Genomic DNA, 25,381 nt, shown 5'->3' with positions numbered 1-25,381 from the left:
GTCGCGGCTACTGGCGTGGCAGAGCTTGAATGATCCGGCTACACGGCGGTGTCGAGGTCCCAGGACACGTGCCGGCTCAACGCCGAGGGCGCCAGCCCGAACATCTCCCGCGTGGTGCGGGTCAGATGGGCGCTGTCAGAAAACCCCGCATTATGCGCGGCGCCGGTCAGGTCATCGCCGGCGTGCGCGCAAATGATGGCGAGCCGCAGCCGTAACCACAGCACGTAGCGGCGCAGCGGAATGCCGACCTGTTCGGTGAACAGATGGGTCAATCGGCTCGCAGACACACCGACCTGGGCCGCGAGTTCGGTACCGCCGACTGGGCCTGCAGCCACAAGGTCGGGGAGCACCCGCAACGCCTCATCGACGGCGCGATGGCGCGTCATTGCTTCATCAGCTGCCATGGCGGGTGCGAGGTGTTCGATCAGCTCGTCGACCACGACGACCAACGGACGTCGGCGGGTGAACGTCAACACCGGAGCAACAGTCCAGCCGGACCGAAGCGCGCGCAAGTGCGCCGAGCGCCCTGGGGCAGACTCCGGTTCCAAGAACACCACGGTGCCCTCCGGCGCGCCGACTTCGACCCGGTGTGGCGCATCGGCGGGCACGACCACCTTGGTGCCGCGATGCTGGTTGCCGTGCTCGTCACGCATCGTGAAAGGTGTTGTTGCGGTGACAATCTGGACGGCATGGTGGGCGTGTAGGTCGGTGGTGCCAATCGATCCGGTGAACGCCAACACCCCAGGCCGCAGCAGTGCCGTCCCGCCCCAGTGCGGTTCACCGGTGATACCACCGCCATCCCGCATCATCGCCACGAATCGATGCTACGGCCTTCCAATAATCAACTTACCGCGGCGCCAGCAACGGGGAACATCGAATCAGGCGTGGAGCCATCCGCCGCCACGGGTAATGCAGGATATGCGCCATTGGCCAGTCACCCACCGCCGCGCCTAGCTCGGGCGCCCTTGTACCGTATACCCCTCAGGGGTACCTTCGTTGTATCACCCGGGGCGGGTAGCCCGACAACTGGAAGGCGTATCGCTGGTGACCGTACAAGAAAGATTTCGGCAGCTCGTCCAAAGCCAGACCGCACGGTCGATCGCCAAATGCATCGCTTTGTGCGCGGTGGGTCGTGTCACTAGTGGGCGCCGCTCAGGCAAGCCCGGCGAGGGAAAGTCCTGCTGCGGCTGACAGCACCGCGACAGGCTGTCCCCGAGCGGCTTGCCGCCGGAGCGTCAGGCCCCTCACTGCTGCCGCCGTCCTTAGTGCCTAGTCTTCATGGACCCGAGTGTCCCGGTCCGATGTTCTGCGAAGGAAGTTCTCGATCGCCGGGCCGAAAGCGTGTGCCATGTCCTCAGCGTCGACAAATTGGCGGGACATCGAAACTTCGGCGAGAACCCCTTGTGGAAGGACAGTGGCGAGGCTGTGTGCCAAGCACTCGGGGTGACGGATGTCGTCGCCGGCGATGACGAGCGTCGCAGTGTCGATGCGCCGGAGGTCCTCGACCGTTGCAAAGGCGCGGTCATGACCGATTGACGCCGCGGCCGCCGCACTGTGGGCGTCAGCGCGCGGAATAGCCTCAGCGACCAGGTTGGCGATCAGCGGCTGAAGATCAGGAATGAACAATTCCCAGGCGGCCTGCAGACCGCGGGAACGGGCACGCTCGGCGAAACGATCCATCAGATCGGTGTCTGCGGCTTTGTCCGCATCGTCCTCTATCGCTTCAGCACTGATGACCACCGCCGACCGGGCGATACGGGGGTGCTGGAGGCACGTCCGCAAAACGATGGTGCCGCCCAGTCCGGCGCCGACAAGGTGGGCGCAGGTGTCATCGAGCGCGTGAATGATCGCAATGACGTCGCTGACGTACTGATCCCATCGGTGCAACGTCGGGTCGGGACAACGCGATGCTCCGTACCCTCGAATGTCAGGCAACGCAACGCGATATTGGCCAGCGAGCCGGTCAGCAAGCGGTCGCATGCTGTAGTGATCCGGACCCCCACCATGAAGCATGATGATCAGTTCGCCGCGCCCGACGACCTCCCCCATGAGGGGCCAGCCATCATCTCCGACGTGTAACGCGCGCACCACCAACTGATCCCTCCCGTCGTTCCGGGATAGCGCTACGCCGCGTCGACACCACACCAACGACCCTGGAAAGTAACCCTTGAAGCATACCCCCAAGGGGTATATGCTCTCTTACGTATACCCGGTAGGGGTATCTGCACCCGTCGAGGATAGGAGATCGGTGATGAGCACGAGCACGTACGCCGTCACAGGAATGACTTGCGGACATTGCGAGCTCTCGGTGCGCGAAGAGGTCAGCGAGGTCGCCGGAGTTGAAGACGTCGAAGTTAGCGCCAAAACCGGCACCCTGATCGTGACGTCGAGCCGTCCCGTCGACGACGCGCAGATCCTCAACGCCGTCGACGAGGCCGGCTACTCGGCGGTGCGTGTCGCATGAACGCCGCGGGACGATTGACAGCGTTTGGTGCCGGACTGGCAGTGGCGTTCACGGCTGCATACGTCACCGCCGCAGCGGTCGTCCCTGATACCGCGGCGACATCTTCCCAGACCCAAACTTCCGATGCTGCAGCGGATCACAGCGCGCCGCCGACCGAGCAGGCGTCGCCAGTCGATCCCTTCGCCGACCCGCCGGGGTTGTCGTTGGCCGAAGACGGATACGTCCTGAGCCCGGTGCGGTCCCCCAGCGCACCCAACGATCGGGGAACGATGAGCTTCACCATCGTCGACCCGGGCGGCACGCCGCTGCTGGACTACGCGACCGTGCACGACAAGCAACTGCACCTCATCGTGGTCCGTTCCGACGGCCAGCACTTCGCCCATGTGCACCCAAGGCTGGACGCGGCCACCGGCACGTGGTCAACGCCGTGGACGTGGAACGCCGCCGGCACCTACCGCGTGTTCGCCGACTTCCAACCCGCAGGGGCGGGCAGCGCCAAACTCACCCTCACCCGAACCGTGCAGGTGGCCGGCGCGTTCGTCCCGGCGGTGGCGAGTGCCACACGCACCGTGGATGAAATCGCCGGATACACCGTGAAACTGGACGGTGCACTCACCGCGGGCGTCTCCCACGAACTCACCGCGACAGTCACGCGCGACGGCCGGCCGGTGATGACCTTGCAGCCCTACCTGGGGGCTTACGGCCATCTCGTCGCCTTGCGTGAGGGAGACCTGGCGTATCTACATGTGCACCCTGAGGGGGCCGAGCCGGTACCGGGCGGCACCGGTGGGCCTGCGGTGTCGTTCGCGGCGACCGCACCCACTGCCGGGCGCTACCTGCTCTACCTCGACTTCAAAGTCCAGGACACCGTGCACACCGCCAGCTTCGTCGTCGACGCCGCACCCGGTGGCACCAACGAGCCCGCCTCAGAGCCGTCGCGTGACGCCGGCCATGCCGGCGGGCACTGAGCTATCCCGTCCGAATCAGAAACTGAAAGGCAGTGGCTTCATGACGACATCGACACCGGTGTCTGGCCCGAGTGTGGAACTCCGCATCGGGGGAATGACCTGCGCCTCCTGCGCCAACCGCATCGAGCGCAAGCTCAACAAGCTCGACGGCGTGGCCGCGACAGTCAATTACGCGACGGAAAAGGCCACCGTCACGGTGCCTGACGGATACGATCCGGCGCTGCTGATCGCCGAGGTGGAGAAGACGGGCTACACCGCCGCGCTCCCGACACCGCGCACGTCGATGCCCTCCGACGCATCCGGTGACACCCCGCACGCCGTGGACACCGCCGACCCCGAACTGGCGTCGCTGCGGCACCGCCTGAGGGCCTCGGCCGTCCTGACAGTGCCGGTCGTCGCGATGGCGATGATCCCGGCGCTGCAGTTCACGTACTGGCAGTGGGCGTCGCTCACGCTGGCTGCCCCCGTCGTCGTGTGGGCAGCATGGCCATTCCATCGGGCCGCCTGGGCCAACCTGCGACACGGCACCGCGACCATGGATACGCTCATTTCGCTGGGCACCGTGTCGGCGTTCCTGTGGTCGCTGTATGCGCTGTTTCTGGGCAGTGCCGGCACGCCGGGTATGAAGCATCCCTTCGCGTTCACCCTGGCGCCGTCGCATGGCGCCGCCAACATCTACCTCGAAGTCGCCGCCGGCGTAACCACGTTCATCCTGGCCGGACGCTACTTCGAGAAGCGGTCCAAACGGCAGGCCGGAGCGGCACTGCGAGCCCTGCTCGACCTAGGCGCCAAAGACGTATCCGTCCTGCGCGGGGGGACGGAAACCAAGATCGCCATCGAAGAACTCGTGGTTGGCGACGATTTCATAGTCCGTCCGGGGGAGAAGATCGCCACCGACGGCGTGGTGGTGTCCGGTTCCTCGGCTGTCGACGCCTCGATGCTGACCGGCGAAGCGGTACCCGTGGAAGTCGCTACCGGCGACACCGTGGTCGGTGCCACCGTCAACGCCGGCGGTCGGCTGGTGGTGCAGGCCACTCGTGTCGGCTCGGACACCCAGCTCGCGCAGATGGCCCAGCTGGTCGAACGCGCCCAGACCGGCAAGGCTGAAGTGCAACGCCTGGCCGATCGCATTTCCGGCGTCTTCGTACCGATCGTCATCGCTATCGCCGTGATTACCCTCGGCGCCTGGCTGGGCGCGGGATTCTCAGTCGCCGCCGCGTTCACCGCAGCGGTCGCGGTCCTCGTCATCGCCTGCCCCTGCGCCCTCGGGCTGGCCACGCCCACCGCCCTGCTGGTGGGCACCGGTCGCGGCGCACAAATCGGCGTGCTGATCAAAGGTCCCGAGGTGCTCGAATCCACCCGCAAGGTTGACACCGTGGTGCTGGATAAGACCGGAACCGTCACCACCGGCAAAATGACGCTGGTCGATGTCATTACAGCGCCGGAAACCGAACGCGCGGAGCTGCTTCGACTGGCCGGCGCCCTGGAGAACGCCTCCGAGCACCCCATTGCCCAAGCCGTCGCCGCCGCGGCGGCCGAGGAACTCCACGCCTTGCCCGTTCCGGAGGACTTCGCGAATGTCGAAGGTAAAGGCGTCCACGGCATCGTGGATGGACACGCCGTCGTCGTTGGGCGCGAATCACTGCTGGCCGACTGGGCGCAACACCTCAGCCCGGATTTGTCCCACGCCAAGGCCCGCGCGCAAGCCCAGGGAAAGACCGTGGTAGCGGTCGGGTGGGACGGGCAGGCGCGCGGTGCACTCGTCATCGCTGACACCGTGAAATCGACAAGCGCACAGGCAATCTCGCAGATGCGTGACATTGGGCTGACCCCCGTGTTGCTCACCGGCGACAACGAAGCCGTCGCTCGACAGATCGCCGCCGAAGTCGGCATCGACGACGTCATCGCCGAAGTCATGCCCGAAGGCAAGGTTGACGTCATCGCACGCCTCCAAGCCGAAGGCAAGACGGTCGCCATGGTCGGCGACGGAGTCAACGACGCGCCCGCCCTCGCCCAAGCCGACCTCGGTCTGGCGATGGGCACCGGCACCGACGTCGCCATCGAGGCCTCCGACATCACCCTGGTGCGCGGTGATCTGCGCAGCGCCGTTGACGCGATCAGGCTGTCCCGCGAAACACTGTCGACGATCAAAACCAACCTGTTCTGGGCGTTCGCCTACAACGTCGCAGCGATCCCCGTCGCAGCACTGGGCATGCTCAATCCGATGCTGGCCGGAGCCGCAATGGCATTCTCCAGCGTCTTCGTGGTGGGAAACAGCCTGCGCCTGCGCCGCTTCAAAACCACTTCCGCCGACACCACCAGTTAAATCACCGCCACCTGTGAGGAGAACCCATGTCCGAGAATCAGAACCGCACGTCAGCCTGCTGCTGCAGCGGCGCAGCCGACAAAATCGATACCTCACCCATCGACCCTACGGCGAGGAACCTGCTTCACCTCGGATCGCAGAACGAGACCACCTGCCCCGTGATGCCCGGCACTCCGGTGAACAAGACGATCGCCGAAGCGGCGGGACTATTCCGTGACTATCGCGGTCGGCGTTACTGGTTCTGCTGCAAGGGATGCGGACCACGCTTCGACCGCGACCCCGACAAGTATGCCTCCGCCGCATGACCGCGACCCTCGTCGCGCACTCCTCGCCGGGCACCCAAAGTTAGTCACCACCACGCACAAGGAAAGCGTCATGACCCACGCAGACAACACCAGGCACTGCCCCTCAACAGGCACCACCCACCACGGCTACATCACCGATAAAGACAAATACCTCAAGCGGTTGAAGCGCATCGAAGGCCAAGCCCGCGGCATCAGCAGAATGATCGAAGAGGAGCGGTACTGCATCGACATCCTGACCCAAACAGACGCGCTCACCAAAGCCCTCCAAGGCGTCGCGCTGGCACTGCTTGACGACCATCTTCGCCACTGCGTCCGTGACGCCGCCGCCACCGGCGGACCGGCCGCTGACGCCAAACTCACAGAAGCCTCTGAAGCCATCGCCCGCTTGGTGCGTTCCTAACACCCACATCATCAATGCGCGTCGACTGAAACGCGAAGTCCCCTAAGGAAAGAACATGACAAACCGCGATGACCACGGCGTAGCAACATCCCACCCTGGCGGGCACGCCCAGCACCAATTCCCCAGCGCACACCCTGACACCCACCCACACGGCGAACACCACGGCCATGACAATCACACCGGCCACACTGGCCATAGCGGCCACGGCGGCGACCACGTGGCCCAATTCCGCAAGCTCTTCTGGATCAACCTGATCATCGCCATACCGGTCGTCGCGTTCTCAACCATGTTCGCGATGCTGCTCGGTTACGACGTCCCCGACTTCCCCGGCGCACGCTGGATCGCGCCCCTGCTCGGGACAGTGATGTACGTCGTCGGTGGCCGCCCCTTCCTCACCGGTGCGCTGAACGAGATCCGTTCCCGCAAACCAGGAATGATGCTCCTCATCGGACTGGCGATCACCGTCGCCTTTTTCGCGTCCTGGGGCGCGAGCTTGGGCCTGCTCCACCACGAGCTGGAATTCTGGTGGGAACTCGCCCTTCTCATCGTCATCATGCTGCTCGGCCACTGGGTAGAAATGCGCTCGCTGGCCCAGACCACCTCAGCGCTGGACTCACTGGCCGCACTACTTCCCGACGAAGCCGAGAAGATCGACGGCGACCGCACCGTCACCGTCTCGCCGACCGACCTGCACGTCGGCGATGTCGTTGTAGTCCGACCCGGCGGAAGCATCCCTGCCGACGGCAAGATCGTCGACGGACGCGCCGACATGGACGAGTCCATGGTGACCGGCGAATCCCGGCCCGTTACCCGCGGCGTCGGGGATCCCGTCACAGCCGGCACCGTCGCCACCGATTCCGGGCTTCGGGTCCAGATCACCGCCACCGGCGACGACACCGCCCTAGCAGGCATCCAACGCCTGGTCACCGAAGCGCAGAATTCGTCCTCGCGTGCCCAGCGCCTTGCCGACAAGGCCGCCGGCTGGCTGTTCTGGTTCGCCCTGATCACCGCCGCGATCACCGCGGCGGCATGGACAATCGTCGGCAATCCCGATGCCTCGGTGGTGCGAGCGATCACCGTGCTGGTCATCGCCTGCCCTCATGCGCTGGGCCTGGCGATACCACTGGTCGTGTCCATCGCCACCGAACGCGCCGCCAGAGGCGGCGTCTTGATCAAAGACCGGCTGGCCCTGGAAGGTATGCGCACTGTCGACGCCGTGCTGTTCGACAAGACCGGCACCCTGACGAAAGGCGAACCCACCGTCACCGCCGTCGAGGCGACCGGAGACGACGACGGCGACACCGTGCTCGCGCTCGCCGCCGCCGCCGAGACCGACAGTGAACACCCCCTGGCGCGGGCCATCGTGAAAGCCGCCGAGGATAGGGGATTAACGGTGCCGCGCGCCAGCGGCTTCTCGTCCTCTCCTGCCGTCGGTGTGACTGCGACGGTCGACGGGCACGAAATCCGAGTGGGCGGCCCCCGACTTCTCGAAGAAGTCGGCGCCCAGGAGGTCCCCGCGGCCACCGCGTGGCGCGGGGAAGGCGCCATCATTCTGCACGTCATCCGCGACGGAGAGGTGCTCGGCGGCCTGCGCTTGGCCGACGAGATCCGCCCCGAATCACGCGAAGCCGTCGATGCGCTTCACAAGCTTGGCGTGCAAGTCGTCATGATCACCGGCGACGCCGAAGCCGTCGCCAATAGTGTCGGCCACGAACTGGGCATCGACCGGGTGTTCGCGGGGGTGCGCCCCGAAGACAAGGCGTCGAAAGTTGCTGCCCTGCAACACGAGGGCAAAAAGGTTGCCATGGTCGGCGATGGAGTCAACGATGCCCCCGCCTTGGCGCAGGCCGACGTCGGCATCGCCATCGGTGCCGGCACTGACGTCGCCATCGCTTCCGCCGGTGTCATCCTGGCCAGTTCCGACCCCCGCTCGGTGCTGTCGGTCATCGAGCTGTCCCGCGCCAGCTACCGCAAGATGAAACAGAATCTCTGGTGGGGCGCCGGGTACAACCTCATCTCTGTGCCCCTGGCTGCTGGTGTGCTGGCACCCATCGGCATCGTGCTGCCCATGTCGGTCGGCGCCATCCTCATGTCACTGTCAACGATCGTCGTCGCGCTCAACGCGCAACTTCTGCGCCGCCTCGATTTGACGCCCGAGGCGAGCACCCGCGCCGTTCTCAACCGTTAGGGGACGGCCCACCATGTGGAGCAGCCGGCGACCATGTGAAGTTCGAATCGCCGCTCCCAACCATGTGGAGCTTCACACGAAGAAAGCAAATGCAGTCGCCGGTCGAATTCTCAATTATTCGTCGACCGCCGGTACCTTCGGATGCGCCGTAGACGGCGTGTAGCTGAGCGACAAGCCACCCAATCGGAGCCGGGGAAGCGGAGGAAGGAGCACCAGTGACCGACCTCGCCACTGTCGAAAATTCGATTCGACGACGGTCGTTCGGCACCCTGTCGACGCTCGATAGCAGCGGCAACCCCCACGCGACGGCCGTCACGTACGCAGCGGCCGGTGAAGGCACAAACCTGACGTTGTACATCACGACCCGTACTACGAACGTCAAGGTGGGAAACATCCGACGACGACCACAGGTAGCCTTCGTCATTCCCGTGCCGCACCGCTTTCTCCCCATGATGCCGCCGGCAGCTATCCAGTTTGCGGGGTCGGCCGAAATACTGAACCACGAAAACGCCGACGCGCGAGGGGCATTCCATGCGGACTGGTTCCTCCGTCGCATTCTCGCCGCCGAGGAGCGCATCGTCGCTCGGCGTGCTGAGCTGTGCTTCATCGCGGTCCGGCCGAGGCGATGGTTATCCACCTACGGCATCGGAATGTCGGTCCTCGACATCGTGCGTCATCCGGGCGACGCCATCGGGCGGGCAGACCTGACGGGCGGAAACTAGCCGTCAGGCCGTGGATTGGCCATACAGACGTAGGTCAATGCACATGGTCGTGGTCTTGGTGGTCGTCTAGCGGCGTCGCCGCTGGAAGCGGCTCGCTGATGGGCACGGGCGTAGCCTGCTCAGGCGCGCCGCCAGAGCCAGCGCCTGGCGCAAGAGCTTCGACTGGGAGCACGGCAGGCGGGGAAGACGTCGGCTCCGGATCGTGATTGTGATGGTCGTCGACGTGTTCCGCACTGGTTGCGTGATCATCGGAGGCGGGCTCCCCAGCGGGCGCTGCAGGGGATGGTTCAGGATGGCTGTGATGGTCGTCAGTCTGCTCTGCACCAGATCCGTGGTGATGAGCCCCTGCTTCAGCGCCGGCTGGGGCGTGGTGGCCGTGCCGTAGACCAGAGGCAGCGCCCACTGTGGACGCCAACGTGACGATCCCAATCGCGCCCAGGAGCACCATGGCACTGCCGAAGGCGGGCACCGGTTCTCCTTGAAGGCCGCGGTGCCAGACCCAGCCAGCGCCCATGACGACATAGATCTGAAGCAGCAACGCGCATAGATCCGCGGCTTGGATCAGTTCGGCTTGACCGGCGTGGGGCCCAAGCGGCGCTCCCGCGGTTCTCGACACGGACCAAAGCGCAATAACGGCAAGGTTGACCATGATGCCAAGAGCTAGCACCGGGGTGGTGGTACGGGTGAGTACTAGCCGCGCCCACAACAGTTGGAACAGCGCGATGCCAGCGAAAAACAGGCCCGCTGGCATCCATTCCTGCCAGTGCGTGGGAACGACGGCGAAATGGATGACAGAAGCGCCTAGTGAGGCGAGCGCGGCAAGCCGAGCCGCTAACCGGCTGTCGGTCTTCTTCGCTGTCCTAGGCGCCACCGAACCAGGATGACAGCGCCACCCTCGACACTGGCGGCATGAGGCCACATCTCAATACGAACGAGATTCATTCGTCATCAACTACTGCCGCCCTACGTAGATGGCTCGATGCGACCCTTGGTCTGCGCGTCTCAACCCTCGCCGTTCGGCGATAACCAACACCGGCTTCTCTTGAGACCTCGCCGATGCGGCAGTAGCGCACGTCGCTGTTCGCGTCCGGAAACGGCTCAGATTGTCGCCGGGACTACGCGTGTCACTGTGTCCTGGTGCGCAGTCGTATTTGCAGTTGTTGACGAACGTCCTGGTGGATATCAGCACGAATGGTTGGGGCAACTTCAAGTGTCGCCGCCAGTCCGTAGCGAATTGGTGCCGCCAGGCGTCCTACGTCGACGCGACAGTCGACGTTGATCTCCAGCGCATCGCTGGCAGTGAACACGACGGCCCGCTGACCTTCAAGAATCTCGTGTTGAACCGTACCGTTGCGGGACACGCGCGCTTCAGCTTCCAGGCGCTCGACTCCCAGTGGCTGACGCGGCGGCTCGAAAGATAAACGGGCCATACGATGTCGGCGCGTCGCTGTGTTGACCGGGGAAAGCCAGGCCAGGGTTATCGTCAGCCGTCGCCAGTCGGTCGTCGCAGCCAGGCTGGCCGGCAGAGGCAGTGCAAATGTCTGGCGTTGGTCGGCTGTGATGGACCCGGCGCCGAGGAGGAGAACTCTGTTGGTCGCGGCTGTGACGATCCGTTCGGCGTCGATGGCGCCGTAGCCAAGTAGCTGAGAGATGTCACGACGGTTGAGATCGGCGCCGCCGCCTATGGTGCGGGTCAGCCCCTCGCGTATGGCGCCCCAGGATGCGGCGTGAACAAGCAAAGCCTTGGCAAGCACAGGATGGTATTCGGCGGTGGCGAACGGTGGTTCGCCGTCGGCGGACTGTAGGGCTTCAAGCACATCGAAGATGTGGTCGGCGGTGCGCGTCGCGAGGGCGGTGGCATTGCTGGTTCCGTGCAGATAGGCCGTTCCGTTGAGCGCGCCGCCGTGTCCGGGTGCGGCGACGCGCATACCGGGGCCGGTGATCGTTGTTTCGGCCGGATACAAGGTCGTGGTTCCTTCGGCCGAAGGCGGACGCTGGTGCAGACTTCGACCGCCGGGCAGCAGTATCTCCGGTTTTACTGAGTTGCGGTGGCCGAAACCCACGGGACTGTAGAGCGCGGGCATTCCCGTGTCGGCGCTGTCGAGCACCGTGTCGCTGGTTGGGGTGGTCGCGGCGTCTGCATGCAGGGCTCCCACGGAGATGACGTTCACCGCCTCAGCGGGGGAGAGGAGTCGTCGACGGCGCGCCTGCGCGTACATGGCGGTGCCCACCGCGCGCCGTAGTTCGGATACATCGAGCAGCGCTGCTGCGGGGATGTCGGCATCAATGGGATGGTTGCCCGCGCTGACCAGGATCAGCACGTTGTACGTGTGGGCGAGCCAATCCAACAATTTCGCTAGGGGGCTGATTCGGCGCACGAACATCTGGATGGGGTCGCCGATGGACAAGTTGACGATTCTCACGCTGAGAGCCGCAGGATCGTGTTGGCCGTGTCGCTCGAACAGGCGTCGAAAGGCTTCGTGGATGAGGTCGACTAATAGCCGGTCCCTCAGCACGGTTTCGCCTTGGCCACTGAATGGGTGTGGCTGCATGATCGGCCGCACGTACACGCGGCGCTGTGTTGATTCGCCGGGAGCGTTGAGGTCGCCGTGGCAAATCAGCGACGCCATGGCGGTGCCGTGCTGCATCTGTGATGCGGTATAGGACGCAGCGATCTGGTCAGGATCGTCGATGATCAGACGTTCGGAGAGGGCGATGTGACCGGCCATCGGCAGGCCATCGAGCAGGGCGATCCGTGGACGTCGGTCGACGGGCTTCACCGAAAACACCTCGGGCTCAACAGGTTCGTCGGAGGGCGCTGCTGACGGAAAGGTCATCGGCCGTGCCGGGGACACATACATGATGGTGTCGGTGGTCAACAGTGCGATCGCGTCGGGCCCGCGATCAAGGACCGCTTCGACCTGACTGTAGGGGATATCAGCGAGAATGGCGTGATAGCCGATGCCAGTGAGTGTCGATTGAGTGATGACTTGGCCGCCGGCTGCGGTGATGAGTTCCCGCACAGTCGTTTCGGCAACCGCCCGGCGGCCGGCATCGCGGCGGAACCACAGCTCGACTTCGACGCGGGCCGTGGTAGCTGACTGTCCCACGACGGCGACGTCTTCGCGCCAGCGCTCCAGCAGACCAGTCTCACGGACCCGATCTTGGGGTCCCCAGCGCCTCACCTCGCGCAACAGCGAAAAGACCTCGCGTAAGGGCGCTAACCCGAAAGGCATTGCTGCATCGCGGTTCTCCTGCCATCGCGCGAAGAGGGTGAGGAGCTCAACGACGGCCTGGCTGTTCGACATCACAACATAGAGACTGTCGGTCACGGCATCGTCGCTCGGTTCGCCATCGCGTACGGCGTGGAAGTCGTCGTCGGCTGCGAACTCGTCGCCATCAACTTCGAGGAGGAACTCCAGGCCGGGCACACGGGCTGCGGCTCGCGCGAACTCGGCTACGGGTGCGGCGAGGTCGAAGACCACCACAAGCTCGGGATCGGCTTCACTGGTGTCACCGTCCACGTCGACGCGCCCAGCCTGCAGAGCCTCTTGGAGAGCGGCGAACTGTGGTGCTAGCCGCTGCCCTTGCCGGGCCGGTTCCGGTCCGGCGATGCGAGTTCCAGGAAAGCGGGGCGCGCCGGTAGGTATAGGCCCGGTCACCGGGGCGCCGAACGACAGCGGTGGACGCGGAGAGGTCACATCTCCCTCATGGCGTTGCGCTGCTTGAGCCGTTCGCGCACCACATCCTCGACACGGCCATCGGGTAGCGACAACACATAGCGCCGCATGACATCCAGCGCGAACTCCTCAATGTCGGCGTAGCTGGCGCCCGCAAGCTTGTCGGCGAGGGTGCGCGGCGCCATACCGAGGTTCCCGCCGAGCCGCATACGCAGCTGCTCGAGAAAAACCGTGGCCTGTATGCGCGACGGGGGAGGCAGTGTTAACCGCACCTGAAAGCGGCGCCACGCCGCGCGGTCGAGCAGTTCGCCATGGTTGGTCGCGCAGACGGCGACGACGTGGGAGGGCAAGCGATCGATCTGTAGGAGCAACGTCGAAACGACGCGCTTGATTTCGCCGGTTTCGTGCGCGTCGGAGCGCTCCTTTGCGATGGTGTCGAACTCGTCGAAAAAGAGCACGCAGCGCCGAGTCCTTGCGAACTCGAAAACGTGATCGATTCGACTCGTTGTCTCTCCAAGAAAGCTAGATACAACTCCCTCGTAACGCACGGCGTAGAACGGCACCATCAACTCCGCTGCCAACGCTTCAGCAAGCGAGGTTTTACCGTTACCAGGCGGACCTTCCAAAAGGATGCGGTTACGCGGTTCCAGGCCGTGGCTGCGGAGAAGCTCGCTACGGTGATGCTCCTCGATGATCTCGGTCACCGCCGCCGTGACGGCAGGCGCCAGATGCACCTCTGACAATCGCCGCTTAGGCACAATTTCGGTGACCAGATCAGCGACCTGGCGGGCGGTGTCATCACGGGCGAGCAGGCTGCGAGCACCGGCAGTGGTGATCAATTCAGACAGACGATCAGCCACAAGATGGTGCTGATTATTGCGCTCCTCGGCGATGATCGCCTCCACCAGCATGCGAAAGCGGGCGACGTCGCCACGCTGCTGCGCCTCGACCAGATCAATCACCAGGTCAGACCTCGCCATGGCCCCCTCCTTGCACAATGCCGCTCGCTCGATCATTGCAGATGCGCGCACCACCGCGGCTTCAGCGCCGCACAATGTGGTGCCCTCTAGCAGCGCCAAGAGCCTCCAGATAGCTGTCCGAGGATTTCTTGCCCGCTCAGCCACCGGCCCCGCGCTGGCTGGCCCACAAGCTGCCCGGAGGTGTCACTGGAGGCGCAGTGGTGTGCCGCTAGCGATCGTCGGCGCCGGTTGCTAGCTGACTGGTGTGGACGCGACACCCGTTCCAATCGGCGGGATGATCATCGAGTCCTAGAGTGCGGCGACTGGTGCGGGGTCGCTCCGGCGTCGAAGGCGGCGATGTCCAGGGAAGGCCGGTTACTGTCAGCCTAACCGGAAACAATTCCTTGACCGGAGGTATCGACGTGGCAGTGCGAGGCGAGCGATTCCTGGCAGCAGCGCTGGCAGCAGCGGGAAGGCGGCGATTCCGGAACCGGATCGCCGGGCAAGCCGCCCGCTACTGGTCTGCGCCCACAGGATCGGCCTGGGAAGCGAACTCACACTGGCGCAACGGAATCGGTGATCAAGCCTGGCTGGAGGTTGGTGACGACCACTGGAAGATCTATGAAACCTTCGCCCGAGCCCTTAATTCGCTCAGCCCGAACACGGTGATGGAGTGGGGCGCCGGCGGCGGGGCCAACGCCGTGGCTTTCGCCACCCATGCGCAGCGCTTCATCGCCGCCGACATCTCCCAAGAAAACCTCGACGAATGCGTCCGACAAGTCCGCGCAACGTGCACGACACCCGTCGAGACACGGCGCATCGACCTCGCCTGCCCCGAACAAGCCACCGTCGGATTGGCGGGCAGCTGCGATGTCTTCCTGTGTCTATACGTGATCGAGCTAACGACGGGCGCGAACGCGGTACGGGCCATCCTTAAAATCGCCCGCACCGTGTTGGCCCCCGGAGGCATGGCGCTGGTCCAAATCAAGTACCACACCAGCGATCGTCGGACCCGCGGCTTCGCCGGGACAGCCTACGACCGAAACCTCGCATCGACCACCACCTTCACCATCGAAGAGTTTTGGAACCTGGCGGCAGAGTGCGGCCTCACCCCACGGCTAATCACCTTGGTGCCGGAAAACCGTCTCGACAGCCGCTACGCCTACTACGCCCTCACAAATCCAGCCGCCGTGCAACCCGCGCCGCCTGACGAGCATCTGCTCGACGTCAAGTACACAGAGTTCGCCGCCACGTTCAACGCTGACGTCGCCGACGCAGAGAGGCGCGCGGCGCGCGGCAACTACAGCCGCCGTGAGGGCGAAACAACCGTCGACGACTGACGGTTAATCGGCTTGCCGCTGACTGGTGTATTAACCGACTCTCCCTGCGTAGACGGCGCGGTGGCATCGTAGGCAGTTCGGAGATTCCGAGCAGCCAGCCCTAGTTGCTCGCGAATGTGGCTGTGGTGGTGGACGATAGCGCGCGGCCCGTCCTACGTTTGCGTCTATGAGCGGAAGTGAGAAGTTGCGGGCGCGCAAGCGTGCGGTGGAAGCGCAGCGCAGGGCGAACGAGAAACGCGCGAACCTTGAACGTGCCAACGTAGACGATGCCGCCTCGGTTCGTGTGCTGCTCCAGCGGCTGCGCGCCGTTGACGCTTGGGAGAGTGTGCGCCTCGATCAAGTGAATGAAAACGTGCGCATGGACGCAGCCCGCAAGCGTGTGAGTCACTTCGTCAACCTGCAAACGGTTACCGGGCGGATGAGGGACCGCGGTCAGACGATCGCGTCGATCGCTACTCTTGCGGAGGTCGAGGTTCGCGACCTCCAAAATGTCCTTCGCAGAGCGCGTGCTGACGAGGACGGCGCGCAGCGTGCAACGGAGTCTCGAAACGCCGCGGCTCTAAGCGCAAACGGCGCAAGTTTGGTGAGCCATAGCGCAATTGGCGTTGACCATCATCAACCGATCGCAGCGGACAACTACCCGACATCCGATCCGAATCGGTGCGTCCGTTGCGATGCGGTCATGCTGGATCCCGAAGTCACTTCCCGGCGAGGGCGTCCGCGTCGCTATTGCTCTGACACGTGCCGCAGAGACGCCTCGGCGGCGCGTACAGCAGCACAGCGGCACGGAGAACCGATTCGCATCGTCGAGGTTCCTCGTGCTGCCGTCCGAAGTGCATCGAGTACACAGCAACACGGCGCCACCGCTCCGGTAATTCGTTCCGCATGCGACGCGGTAGAATTCGCGCTCCAAAACGCGGATGCCATGAAGATACTATTGTCGAGTGTGGCTGAGCGGGCACGGCGTAAAGAGTTGGACCGCAGCACATTTGAGGCCGCCCGAGAACTCGCCAAAGTGGTCTATCCAAATAGGGGTTAACGCATACCCTGGCTCGGCGCTACCTCGTCAGATGCGAAGCATGTCGTGTTCCGCCTTCACTTGATGAGGCATGGCTGGCCATGCAAACAGGCGGCGGCGTCAATCCCAGCGTGACTGATCCTGACATATGAGAGTTCGGTTGGAATCAAACGTTTTGGACATGACGCGGCTGCCAGTGCCCTGTTTGCGTGAAATTGCAGATCAGCCTACTGAACTGGGATTATCCGCTGAACAAATGTGTGCTCAGCTGTGGCGAACTGTCTGTGCGAAGCGGTACTTTATGAGTCATGGAGCGTCTAGATCTGCAGCCGGCGCCCGCATGGGGCGGAATTGCGGCAGCTGCCGTGGCCGGTTCAGACGCCGCGTCTGTTGAACCGGCCGGTCCAATCGCTAGCGGCAGGCTGTCCATCATCGACGCCGCAGCCGGCCTCGCAGACTTCACTTCTGTCGCTGCCCAGCAGGGTCACGCGGCGGGGCTTCTTCTGCGTGTTGAAGCGTTGAGCACTGCAGCGGCCGCAGCAGTTAATTCCCTTGTTGTCGTTGATGAACTGAACGCGACACAGCTTCAATCCGTGGTGGAGTGACTGTGAGCAAGCTGGCGTTCTACCTCGCGGTCGTTAGCACCGTCGTTGCCATCATGTCACTCGCTGTGAGTCTCAATATCTTCCCACGTGGGCAGACTGAACACGCGATAAGGCCGTCGACCTCGTCCACGTCTGCTGCGGAGCCCTCAGAAAAGCACGACGCAGCAATTGAGGCGTGTGTTGGCCTGAGGAACTTCAAGAGCGGTGTTGGGATTGCGCGTGGCGCCTTCATCGATCGCGTCGACCGGGCCAATGACTGGGAATCATCACAAAGCCTGGGGGTGCAGGGCTACTACTTCAGCGCGGTGGGTGCGGAGTTGAACTATATGGCCACCCGGCTAGGTCCAGGCGTACCACGAGAAATTGTTGATGCGCTCGCTGGTGTCCGGCGCTCGATCGTGGCTGTGGTCGACGCAGATTTGCGCCGTGAACCCGCCTCCGTTTCCAACGACATGGTTGATCAGTACTCGAGTGCCCTGCGGGCCGCTGAAAGTGCATGCGAAGCAACGGGGGTCGGCTAATGGCCGCTTCACCACCCGCTCGTAGCTATTCACGCTTCATCGTGGCGCCCGATGTATGGCCGGTCACCCGCGAGCAATCTGAAGGACGGGCTGCTGCTCAACGTCGTCTGGCGATGGCGACTGCGGCTGCGGTAGATGCTCACCGGGTCGCCTTGCACGGCTTGCAGGTTGTCGGTGTGGCGCAGTCAAATGGTTTTGAAGCAATGCACGCTGCCTACAGGCGTATTCAGGTTCGGGCCGACGATAAGGCTGACGCGGATAAGGCTGCCGCTGATCTGATGCAGAGTGTTGCGGCGATCCAGATGAGTGCTGAGCTGATGATTGACACGATTGATGCTGAGGCACATCAACAACTGGTACACGTGCCGAGCAGAAGTCCCACGGCTATCAACATCATTACCAGTGCTGCCGCGCGGGCGCGAGCAATCGCAGTAGAGGCCGCCGATGAGATCCGCGCTTTAACTGTGCAATTCGTCCAGGGATTTACGCCTCTGCCGGAGGGACCCCCGAATGGCGATCCGTTTAGTACGGGCGATGACGATCGGTCGACCGAAAAGCGATCCGACGAATCGCCTGAGCGTCCACCCGAGGCAGCAGTGGAGACCGGTGATACGCAGCCTCGTCTCTCGGTGCCAGACCCGTCTGATGCCGAATCCAGGTCTGGTAACACTGCGCCGCGAGTCAGCACCGGGCCTACCCCTGGTCCTTCATCGCTGTCACCGCACCCACCGGCGCAGAGCGCCAGTCCTGCGTCCGTAGCCGCGGTTGGTGACATCGGAAGCAGTGGGGTAGGCCTCGCCGGACCAGGACGTTCCTCATCCATAGGCTCGTTGGCCGCGTTCGGAAGTTCGGCATCGCCGCTATCGGGATCGGGCACTGGAGGAATGTCGCAGTCGGGTTTGGTACGACCGGCAGTATCTGCATCGCCGTCTCCTGCTGTCGCGCTGCAAGGGGTCATGCCTGCAAGCGGTCCTGCGCCGCTGTCATCGGTCACCGGCGCTCAGACGACTAGCTTTCCTGCTGTCGTAGCCACTGCGACGCCGGCGCAGCCGGCGGCATCTCCGAGTGGAATCTGGCATCCGTCACTAGGAGCGACCACGGGTGCCGTGCCAGCGTCTATTGCCGGGCCGCAGGTAGTGTCGAGTACTAATCCCTATCCAGCGGTTTCAGCACCCTTGCTGCCCCCGGGGCCGCTGGGTCCGCCGCCTTCAGTTCCGGCCGCAATTCCACCGGCCGCCGGTGCTGTCCCATTGATCGGCGGCGCTCACACCTCAATGGCGCCTGCCGCCGCATCGGTCGCGACGGCAGCGTTGACAACTCCCGCCGCGACGCTGCCGTCCCGGGTAGCGGCCGCGGCGGCCCGGGACTTGGAACGGCGGCGCAACGAGTCGAGCGATCTACAGACGGTTAAACGGTTGGCGTGGGAACTGTTGTACGCCACCGAATCCTGCCGAACCTTCGCACTGTGGGCCGTCGGCCTGATGTATTCAGCGGCTGGCGATCGGCATGTTGTGGCGCTGACACATCACGGTGCGGGTTACGTCCCCGCGGGGATTGTGGTCCCTGAGGGCGTGCGGATGCTCTGGTCTGACCAAGCTATTGGAGAGGGCTTTCGTAGCCGATGGATCGGAAATCTCGATCCGGCTGCGACACTGATCGCCTTCGCAGAAGTCAAGGCCGCGGAGCCGGCTGGCTGGCGCTTAGCCGCTGCAGCGACCACCTGGTCTGACGTAACAGCGCTCATGACTGCCGCGCAACGCTGGGGTACTGAGTGGGCCACCTGCTCCGGCATGTCTATGCCCGCCTCAATCGGAAAACGGGACGCTATCGCCAACGCGAATACTACGCACCGATTGGAGCGGGAGTACCCCGACCTTTTCGAGCGTGTAGCGCAACTTCGTGCCAGAGGGCTTACCCAGCGAGCTGCCAAACTGGTCACGGAGGCAATCGTTTCCGACGCGCGCCTTGCGATCGTCGCCGACGGTGGCCCCCGAATTCCGCCGAACTTCGACTCGGTATGGCCGGCTGCAGCAGACGGCAAAGTAGACGCTTCGGACCGCGCCCGTTTCGCCGAAGCGGTTCAGCAGCAATGGTTCAGCATCGGAATGGTGCAGCCGGGTTGGGAAGATGAACGCACTGACACCGTCTGTGCAGAGTACAGGGGGCAATGGCTTATTTGCCGAGCGCTTGAGGTGGTCCTGGGGTGGATAGCTGACGACAACTGCGGAGCAATGCAGGCGGACCTGCCGCTGGAAGACATGATCTACGCCGCAGCACATGCCTACCTCGACAGTCGGGGAACCGGCTGGATTACTGCAATTTTCGACGCTGCAGGCGGTTCATCCTGATAATGGATTCGCTGCCTCAGGAGGTAGATGGTGAAGCTTGGCGCGCCGAGCTCGCGCGGCAGCATACGTATCTGGCGAACGTCGTCGATCAAGCATGTGCCTGGACGCGCGAGTTCCACGTTCAAAGTGAGGTTGAGCTGTGCGGCAACTACACCTCACTAAAGAGTTATCCCCTGCTGGACTACGCGAACAGGCTGAGACAGCTCAGCTCAGCACTAAAAAGAGTGTGCGCAATTGCTTCGCTACAGCCTCCGCCGCCGACCTGGGACCGCACGACCCTGCATGCGCCCCCGGCTATAGCGGTGCCCGGGCGAGACCCAGATTGGCGACGGGCCGATTACTCGGAAGGCGGTCGGTACCTGCTGATGCTTCAGCCCACTTCGCCACACGGATACCCGGCTACCGCTCGTGAACAATGGAGCGCTGTCCTTCGCCTTGCGAGCCCAAGCGTCATCGAACGCGAAATCGGTGTGCCGCAACTAGTTGCGTACGGTTGGATGGCTCGATCGGAGTTCGACAAAGCATATCGGGTGGTGCACAGAGCGTTTCTCGACAGTGCGGCCGCCACGTTTGGTCGTGCGTGGGCTACCGGATCTCCCGAGGATGGAACTCGTTCAATGACCGTGCTGGTGAGTTGGATGAAGGCACTGACCGACCATGGGTGCTCCTTGGGTGATTGTGATTCCGTGCTTCGCGACATCGAGGTCGTAGACCCGCAAGCTGTCGCGGATTGCAGAGCAGTCCAGGAAGTTTGGTGCCCTCCCACGCCCTGACCTGCTCCGCCAGCTGATACAAGGCCGAATGCGAGAGTGGCGCCTGCGACAGTCTTTGGCCTCACGGTGCTTCACTGCTCTCGGGCATGTAACCGGTGAACTCATACTCTTGGACCAATCATGAAGATCATTGCAATGCAGGACCTCCTAGAGAACTTCGACGAAGTGCTCTTGAGCGTCGAACGAGGGGATTCATTCGAAATCCGGGCGGAGGATGGTCACGCCATCGCCCTGCTGCTGCCGATTCAGGATGAGCTTTAGGACCCAGCCGACCCACCGAGGCGAGCTGCCACACGTCGACGCTTCGCCGGTATTGACGCATCATCAGACCGGATAAAACGGTATGCAATCAACTATCTGGGCACCTGATTCCCTGCCCACAGCGCACGGTCACGACGCTGCCGCCGGGCGACCCTCGCCAGCCTTCGCGCCGGCATTCAAAACTTTCTGCTGACTCCGGTCGAAGTTCGCGTTCTCGCTGATCTGCGTAAGCGAGAGACGCGAGGGTTGCGAGGCTCGCTGAGCCACAACATCTTTGTACGGCGGATAGATCGTCCACAGCAGTACATTCCTGCGGTTGCGCGCGCCATCATCTTCGATCACCCATCCGAGGTTGCGTAGAGCGGGTGCGTGCCTACGCAGCAGCCCAGAAACGTCGCGACCGTTCTTCGGCCAGTCCCTCGGTCGTTGCCAGTCGTCGTTGACCGGTGTGAGCAGCATCAGCAAATCACTGCCGGATTGACCAACAGCAGGTTCTAATGTCCGCGAGCGAAGCTGTTCGATAAACGGGTCGACGGACAAACTGTCCTCAGACAACTGATTGGCGCGCGACATGTACCGGCGTACGCCATTAGTCGACAAGATCTCGTCCACGGCCGCCAGCGTGCGACAGAAGTCCGCCATCCTGGGCGAGTCCTCAACTTTGATGGTCTCCAACCGATGGTGAACGGAGGCAGCCAAGTCAAGTAGTCCGCCAAAAATACCTGGTAGAGCTGTTTCCCACCGCTGTCGCATCTCGGCCTCTGACTGTCGCATTCTGGGGTCGATGCGTCGCAGCTCGACGATCGCTAGCCGCTCTGCCAGATCGGGTCGGATGGCGCCGACGTCGATTCCGTTGATAATCACGCATCGACGAAACTTGATGACAGCCAGATCGGCATCGGTATATAGAGACCGTTTCACCATGGCGTCGCCTGTCGCAGCGCGGCATAATGAGTCCGACAGCCACGGCGGGATGGCCGACAGGTTGTCCAGAGCAACGACCCACGATCCAGACGCGGCAACCGCCCATGAGTCCGCGTCCCGCGGCGCCTGACGAAAGGGGGCGGGCGAAGGATCGATGAGTTCGACCAAGCTCCGTGTGGATGTCGTTTTAGCGCTACCTTGCTCGCCAAACAGGGCTAGTACCGGATGCGGGACGTCGCACTGAACCAAAGCAGCTACTAGGAACGCGAGAAGAACTGGGCGGTCCTCAACGGCGACATTGACGAACTCCCAGAGCTTCGTCACATCCCCGCGGGAGCTTGGTGCCGGCATCGCCCCCGTCAGCTTCGTATTTCGGAGGAACCGCACCGGCGCAGTGGTAGCCATCGACCACCTACCGTCGCAGACTTTGATTACTTGACCGTTTGGATCTCCGGTGTCGATGTAGATCGTCCCGTGGTGGTCGGCAACGCGTAGGTTCAACTTGTCGGGTGCCTGCGTGGCCGCCAGACCTTCTAAAATCAGTGTGGCGTCGGTAAGTGCTTGGCCCCCGGCGACCGCACCGGTCTCGGTGAAGTAGCGAGCGGCGAGATCTGCCCGTAAGCCAGCCCTCCCACCACGCAGGAGTATCGCGAGGTGGGGTCGACTGCGTTCGGCGCCAAATGGTTCGCCGTCCTTGGAGACTCCGAGAACATAGCGTTCCCGGGCCATATCGACTAAGCGTGCCGCGACTGACTTCTTGTCCCCCTCCCCCCTGCCGCTCAAGGGTTTTCCTGCCCGTGGTGCTGTCGCTTATGGGCATGCTGCGCTATTCTCATGAGGAACTTCCGTGTGGCGTGATCGGGTGATTCGAACGAAGGCCTCGGCTAGTCCCCGAGGTCTTTTTCGTGCGCAGGCACTAAGCGGCGTCGCCGCCTCCGCGGCGGGTTGCGCTCTCTCGCTCCGATATCCAGCGCAATACCTCGGCCCGCCGATAAACGACTCGGCGTCCCAAGGTGAAACTCGCCGGCCCAATATTCGAATGCCGCCAGTACCTCAGCGTCCCCATCGGAACTCCAGTGATGTCCGAAACTTCCTTCGCTCCTAGCAGATCCATCAAATTACTCCTCAGCTATGGTCGGTTCGCCTGAGCCAACAGTGACTGGTGACTTGACGGTCTGTCCACGACCACAGCCACATTCGCTTGAAGAAAAGCCTTTCAATGACTCAGGGGTCGTGACGTCTTCGGCGGGCTCATAGTCCGGCCTCCTGGCAACGAAGCGGATGACGGGAGCGGAGTACTGCGGTACTTTCGGCGTATGACGACTCGAAACGAGCGAGCGGGCATTGACGACCGCTGGCACAAGCGAGTCAAGGCGCCGGACGGCGCGATGCGCACTGAGCGGTCTGCGGTATATGGCAAGGTGTCGCGATGGCGTGTCAGGTGGGTTGACGCCAGTGGAGCCGAGCGCACCAAGAGTTTCCAGCGTAAGCCGGATGCGCAGGCCTACCTAAATGGGCTGACCGCCGATGTGCAGCGCGGCGAGTATGTCGATCCGCGGAAGAGTGCGGAGACTTTCGGATCGGTGGCCGAGCAGTGGTTCGCCACCAAACAGCACCGCAAGCCGAAAACCGTTGCCGGATATCGCTCGTTGCTCGACACTGTGGTGCTGCCGAAGTGGGAAAGTGTTCAGCTGAAAAGGATTGACTACGAATCATATTCAACGTGGCTGGGGGCGCTGTCAGTCGACGGCGGGCAACGCGGAACCGGCCTGTCGGCAAGTCGGATCACCCAAGCTCATCAGCTGGTAGGCGCTGTCCTGAAGTACGCCCAACGGACTGGCAAGGTGGCGAAGAACGTCGCGTTCGAGATCAAGCGGGACGAAGATCTTCCCGAGCAAGGCGAGCGTGAGCGGCGCTACCTGACCCATGCCGAGCTGCTAATGCTGGCGAAGGCTGCTGATCGGTTCGAGACGTTGACGCTCGTTCTCGGGTACTGCGGACTGAGGTTCGGCGAAGCCGTTGCGTTGCGCCGCCGGCATGTGGGGGATCGGATGCTGACGGTGCGCTCGTCCGCAACAGCCGTCACCGGTAAAGGCATCGTGGAGTCAACGACTAAGACGAAGCGGGATCGTCACGTGCCTGTGCCCGAACCGGTTTGGAAAAAGCTCAAGGCCGAGCTGCCCGCCGACCCCAACGCGCTGGTCTTTCCCAGCCGAAAGGGCGGGTTCCTTCCACTCGGCGAATACCGCTGGGCGTTCGACAACGCGTGTGCTGATATCGGCATCGACGGGCTGGTACCGCACGGGCTGAGACACACCACGGCGTCACTGGCGATCAGTGCAGGCGCTAACGTCAAGGTCGTGCAGAGACTGCTTGGGCACGCGACCGCCGCGATGACGCTCGACCGCTACGGCCATCTTCTCAATGACGATTTGAGCGGTGTGGCGGACGCCCTGGGGAAGGCTATCGATAGCACTGCGGTATCACTGCGGTATTCAGAGCATCGTGACGAGGCGGAAACGGCCTAGATTACGCTCTGAACTGCAAAGCCCCCATAGCCCAATTGGCAGAGGCAGCGGACTTAAAATCCGCCAAGTGTCGGTTCGAGTCCGACTGGGGGCACGCGAACTGTGGCGGCGTATGTGCTGGTAAAGGGGCTATTTCCAGTTGCTAGCCGCTCGCGGACGACCGTTCTGCCCACATTTTGCCCACAGTTACATCTAACTTGTCGGCAACTCCAGTGAGGTCGTCGTCGAAAAGATCGGCATAGACGTCCAGCGTCATGGCCGCCGAAGCGTGCCCCAACATCCGCTGAACCACCTTCACGTTCGCGCCGGCTGAGATCGCCAACGACGCCGCCGTGTGCCGGAGAGCGTGGGCCGTCACCCTCGGGAACACCGGCGTGGTCGGCTCGTCGCCTTCCTTCGCCCGAGCTGCCGCAGCCGCCTTTTGGCACCGGTCAACCGCACCGGACAACCACGAATCGTGTGACGACGGGGGACCCAGGTGGCCGCCGTCCCGCGCCGGCCAGATCAGATCGCCGTGTGCCTTACCCCGGCACGTCTTCGACAGCTCCTCGACCACGAACGCAGGCAGCACAACCGTCCGAGACTTCCCAGACTTCAGCGAGCCGAGATGCACATCACCACCGACCGTTACGGCGTTCTCATGCAACGTGACCCGTCGCTTCAGGAAGTCGATGTCACCGACCCGCAGCGCCGCCGCCTCGCCCCACCGCAGACCCGCGGTGCCCAACAGCAGAACCAGCGATCCGTATCGGCCCGACTCGACCGCCAGGTCGTGAAGCTGCCCGGCAGTCAAGTAGATGTTCTTCCGCCTAGCGCGCGCAGGCAGTTTCACCCCGCGGGCCGGATTCGCGGCCAGCCGCCGATCTCGCACCGCATCATCAAGGATTCGAGCCAGCACCGAGTACGCGGTAGCGACCAGCGTGCCGGGTAAGTCCCCTGGGGTGGTGGGGTTTCGGGTCTGCGGCTGGCCGGGCTGGGCTGTGTCCGGTGTGTCGTTGAGGGCTTTGGGGTGGGCCATCGCGTAGTGGTCAGTGAGTTACCTACCAAGTGA

The 25,381-nt window shown here is 63.5% G+C and carries 23 protein-coding genes and 1 tRNA gene; 15 read left to right on the top strand and 9 right to left on the bottom strand.

Annotation, left to right across the window (positions count from 1 at the left end):
* Positions 1-38 precede the first annotated feature (38 nt).
* Complete coding sequence (locus tag ASJ79_RS17900; RefSeq protein ID WP_067957853.1) at positions 39-809, bottom strand: AraC family transcriptional regulator; 771 nt, start codon at positions 807-809, stop codon at positions 39-41.
* Positions 810-1,269: 460 nt separating this feature from the next.
* On the bottom strand, positions 1,270-2,094 hold the full coding sequence (locus tag ASJ79_RS17895; RefSeq protein ID WP_067957830.1) for an alpha/beta fold hydrolase: 825 nt from the start codon (positions 2,092-2,094) through the stop codon (positions 1,270-1,272).
* 157 nt (positions 2,095-2,251) lie between these two features.
* Between ASJ79_RS17895 and ASJ79_RS17890 the strand changes: the two genes are divergently transcribed.
* The 7 genes from ASJ79_RS17890 (at position 2,252) to ASJ79_RS17865 (ending at position 9,373) form a co-directional block, all read left to right on the top strand.
* Positions 2,252-2,464, top strand: a complete 213-nt coding sequence (locus ASJ79_RS17890; RefSeq protein ID WP_011856847.1) for a heavy-metal-associated domain-containing protein — start codon at positions 2,252-2,254, stop codon at positions 2,462-2,464.
* A complete protein-coding gene (locus tag ASJ79_RS17885; protein WP_067957828.1) occupies positions 2,461-3,432 on the top strand; it encodes a heavy metal-binding domain-containing protein in 972 nt (323 codons plus the stop codon). The genes ASJ79_RS17890 and ASJ79_RS17885 overlap by 4 nt, the downstream gene beginning before the upstream one ends.
* A gap of 40 nt (positions 3,433-3,472) precedes the next feature.
* Positions 3,473-5,758: a cation-translocating P-type ATPase gene (locus tag ASJ79_RS17880; protein WP_067957848.1), complete on the top strand. Its 2,286-nt coding sequence runs from the start codon at positions 3,473-3,475 to the stop codon at positions 5,756-5,758.
* Positions 5,759-5,784: 26 nt separating this feature from the next.
* Positions 5,785-6,063, top strand: coding sequence for a YHS domain-containing protein (locus tag ASJ79_RS31200; protein ID WP_073681638.1), 279 nt, complete (start codon positions 5,785-5,787; stop codon positions 6,061-6,063).
* Positions 6,064-6,133: 70 nt separating this feature from the next.
* On the top strand, positions 6,134-6,463 hold the full coding sequence (locus ASJ79_RS17875; protein ID WP_011856766.1) for a metal-sensitive transcriptional regulator: 330 nt from the start codon (positions 6,134-6,136) through the stop codon (positions 6,461-6,463).
* A 55-nt stretch (positions 6,464-6,518) separates the two neighbouring features.
* Positions 6,519-8,651: a heavy metal translocating P-type ATPase gene (locus tag ASJ79_RS17870; RefSeq protein WP_067957826.1), complete on the top strand. Its 2,133-nt coding sequence runs from the start codon at positions 6,519-6,521 to the stop codon at positions 8,649-8,651.
* A 215-nt stretch (positions 8,652-8,866) separates the two neighbouring features.
* Entirely contained in the window at positions 8,867-9,373 is a 507-nt protein-coding gene (locus ASJ79_RS17865) for a pyridoxamine 5'-phosphate oxidase family protein (RefSeq protein WP_067957825.1), read from the top strand.
* Positions 9,374-9,407: 34 nt separating this feature from the next.
* Here the strand turns inward: ASJ79_RS17865 and ASJ79_RS34055 are convergent, their stop codons facing one another.
* The 3 genes from ASJ79_RS34055 to ASJ79_RS17850 form a co-directional block, all read right to left on the bottom strand.
* Positions 9,408-10,292 carry a hypothetical protein gene (locus ASJ79_RS34055; RefSeq protein ID WP_082753909.1) on the bottom strand — a complete coding sequence of 295 codons (885 nt, stop codon included), beginning with the start codon at positions 10,290-10,292 and terminating at the stop codon, positions 9,408-9,410.
* Between the two features lie 205 nt (positions 10,293-10,497).
* Positions 10,498-12,897 (bottom strand): S8 family peptidase, encoded by a 2,400-nt coding sequence (locus ASJ79_RS17855; protein ID WP_231750903.1) that lies wholly within the window; start codon positions 12,895-12,897, stop codon positions 10,498-10,500.
* A gap of 173 nt (positions 12,898-13,070) precedes the next feature.
* Positions 13,071-14,033, bottom strand: coding sequence for an AAA family ATPase (locus ASJ79_RS17850; RefSeq protein ID WP_067957845.1), 963 nt, complete (start codon positions 14,031-14,033; stop codon positions 13,071-13,073).
* A 401-nt stretch (positions 14,034-14,434) separates the two neighbouring features.
* Here ASJ79_RS17850 and ASJ79_RS17845 point away from each other — a divergent pair, with 401 nt between their 5' ends.
* The 4 genes from ASJ79_RS17845 (at position 14,435) to ASJ79_RS17835 (ending at position 17,496) form a co-directional block, all read left to right on the top strand.
* Entirely contained in the window at positions 14,435-15,352 is a 918-nt protein-coding gene (locus ASJ79_RS17845; RefSeq protein ID WP_231750902.1) for a class I SAM-dependent methyltransferase, read from the top strand.
* 166 nt (positions 15,353-15,518) lie between these two features.
* Positions 15,519-16,391, top strand: a complete 873-nt coding sequence (locus ASJ79_RS31190) for a hypothetical protein (protein WP_082753907.1) — start codon at positions 15,519-15,521, stop codon at positions 16,389-16,391.
* Between the two features lie 287 nt (positions 16,392-16,678).
* Positions 16,679-16,975 carry a hypothetical protein gene (locus ASJ79_RS31185; RefSeq protein WP_082753906.1) on the top strand — a complete coding sequence of 99 codons (297 nt, stop codon included), beginning with the start codon at positions 16,679-16,681 and terminating at the stop codon, positions 16,973-16,975.
* 2 nt (positions 16,976-16,977) lie between these two features.
* Positions 16,978-17,496 (top strand): hypothetical protein, encoded by a 519-nt coding sequence (locus ASJ79_RS17835; RefSeq protein WP_231750901.1) that lies wholly within the window; start codon positions 16,978-16,980, stop codon positions 17,494-17,496.
* Between the two features lie 185 nt (positions 17,497-17,681).
* On the opposite strand, the gene ASJ79_RS34050 is transcribed toward ASJ79_RS17835, so the two are convergent.
* Positions 17,682-17,858 (bottom strand): hypothetical protein, encoded by a 177-nt coding sequence (locus ASJ79_RS34050; RefSeq protein ID WP_231750900.1) that lies wholly within the window; start codon positions 17,856-17,858, stop codon positions 17,682-17,684.
* A 912-nt stretch (positions 17,859-18,770) separates the two neighbouring features.
* Between ASJ79_RS34050 and ASJ79_RS34045 the strand changes: the two genes are divergently transcribed.
* Both ASJ79_RS34045 and ASJ79_RS32385 read left to right on the top strand, forming a co-directional pair.
* Positions 18,771-19,844 (top strand): hypothetical protein, encoded by a 1,074-nt coding sequence (locus tag ASJ79_RS34045; RefSeq protein ID WP_231750899.1) that lies wholly within the window; start codon positions 18,771-18,773, stop codon positions 19,842-19,844.
* An 893-nt stretch (positions 19,845-20,737) separates the two neighbouring features.
* On the top strand, positions 20,738-20,878 hold the full coding sequence (locus ASJ79_RS32385; protein ID WP_156448508.1) for a hypothetical protein: 141 nt from the start codon (positions 20,738-20,740) through the stop codon (positions 20,876-20,878).
* Positions 20,879-21,007: 129 nt separating this feature from the next.
* Here ASJ79_RS32385 and ASJ79_RS17825 read toward each other — a convergent pair whose 3' ends face one another.
* Entirely contained in the window at positions 21,008-22,531 is a 1,524-nt protein-coding gene (locus tag ASJ79_RS17825; protein WP_231750898.1) for an ATP-binding protein, read from the bottom strand.
* 187 nt (positions 22,532-22,718) lie between these two features.
* Entirely contained in the window at positions 22,719-22,916 is a 198-nt protein-coding gene (locus tag ASJ79_RS31175) for an AlpA family transcriptional regulator (protein WP_011856752.1), read from the bottom strand.
* Positions 22,917-23,118: 202 nt separating this feature from the next.
* On the opposite strand from ASJ79_RS31175, the gene ASJ79_RS17820 reads away from it, so the two are divergent.
* Together ASJ79_RS17820 and ASJ79_RS17815 are read left to right on the top strand one after the other, a co-directional pair.
* Positions 23,119-24,330 carry a site-specific integrase gene (locus ASJ79_RS17820; protein WP_166429227.1) on the top strand — a complete coding sequence of 404 codons (1,212 nt, stop codon included), beginning with the start codon at positions 23,119-23,121 and terminating at the stop codon, positions 24,328-24,330.
* Between the two features lie 20 nt (positions 24,331-24,350).
* A tRNA-Leu gene (locus ASJ79_RS17815) sits at positions 24,351-24,424 on the top strand.
* 48 nt (positions 24,425-24,472) lie between these two features.
* Here ASJ79_RS17815 and ASJ79_RS17810 read toward each other — a convergent pair.
* Positions 24,473-25,348 (bottom strand): site-specific integrase, encoded by an 876-nt coding sequence (locus ASJ79_RS17810; RefSeq protein WP_082753904.1) that lies wholly within the window; start codon positions 25,346-25,348, stop codon positions 24,473-24,475.
* Positions 25,349-25,381: the final 33 nt, after the last annotated feature.

It is taken from the genome of Mycobacterium sp. NAZ190054 (assembly GCF_001545925.1).
Lineage (GTDB): Bacteria > Actinomycetota > Actinomycetes > Mycobacteriales > Mycobacteriaceae > Mycobacterium.
This window is presented reverse-complemented; position numbering and strand designations above follow the sequence as displayed.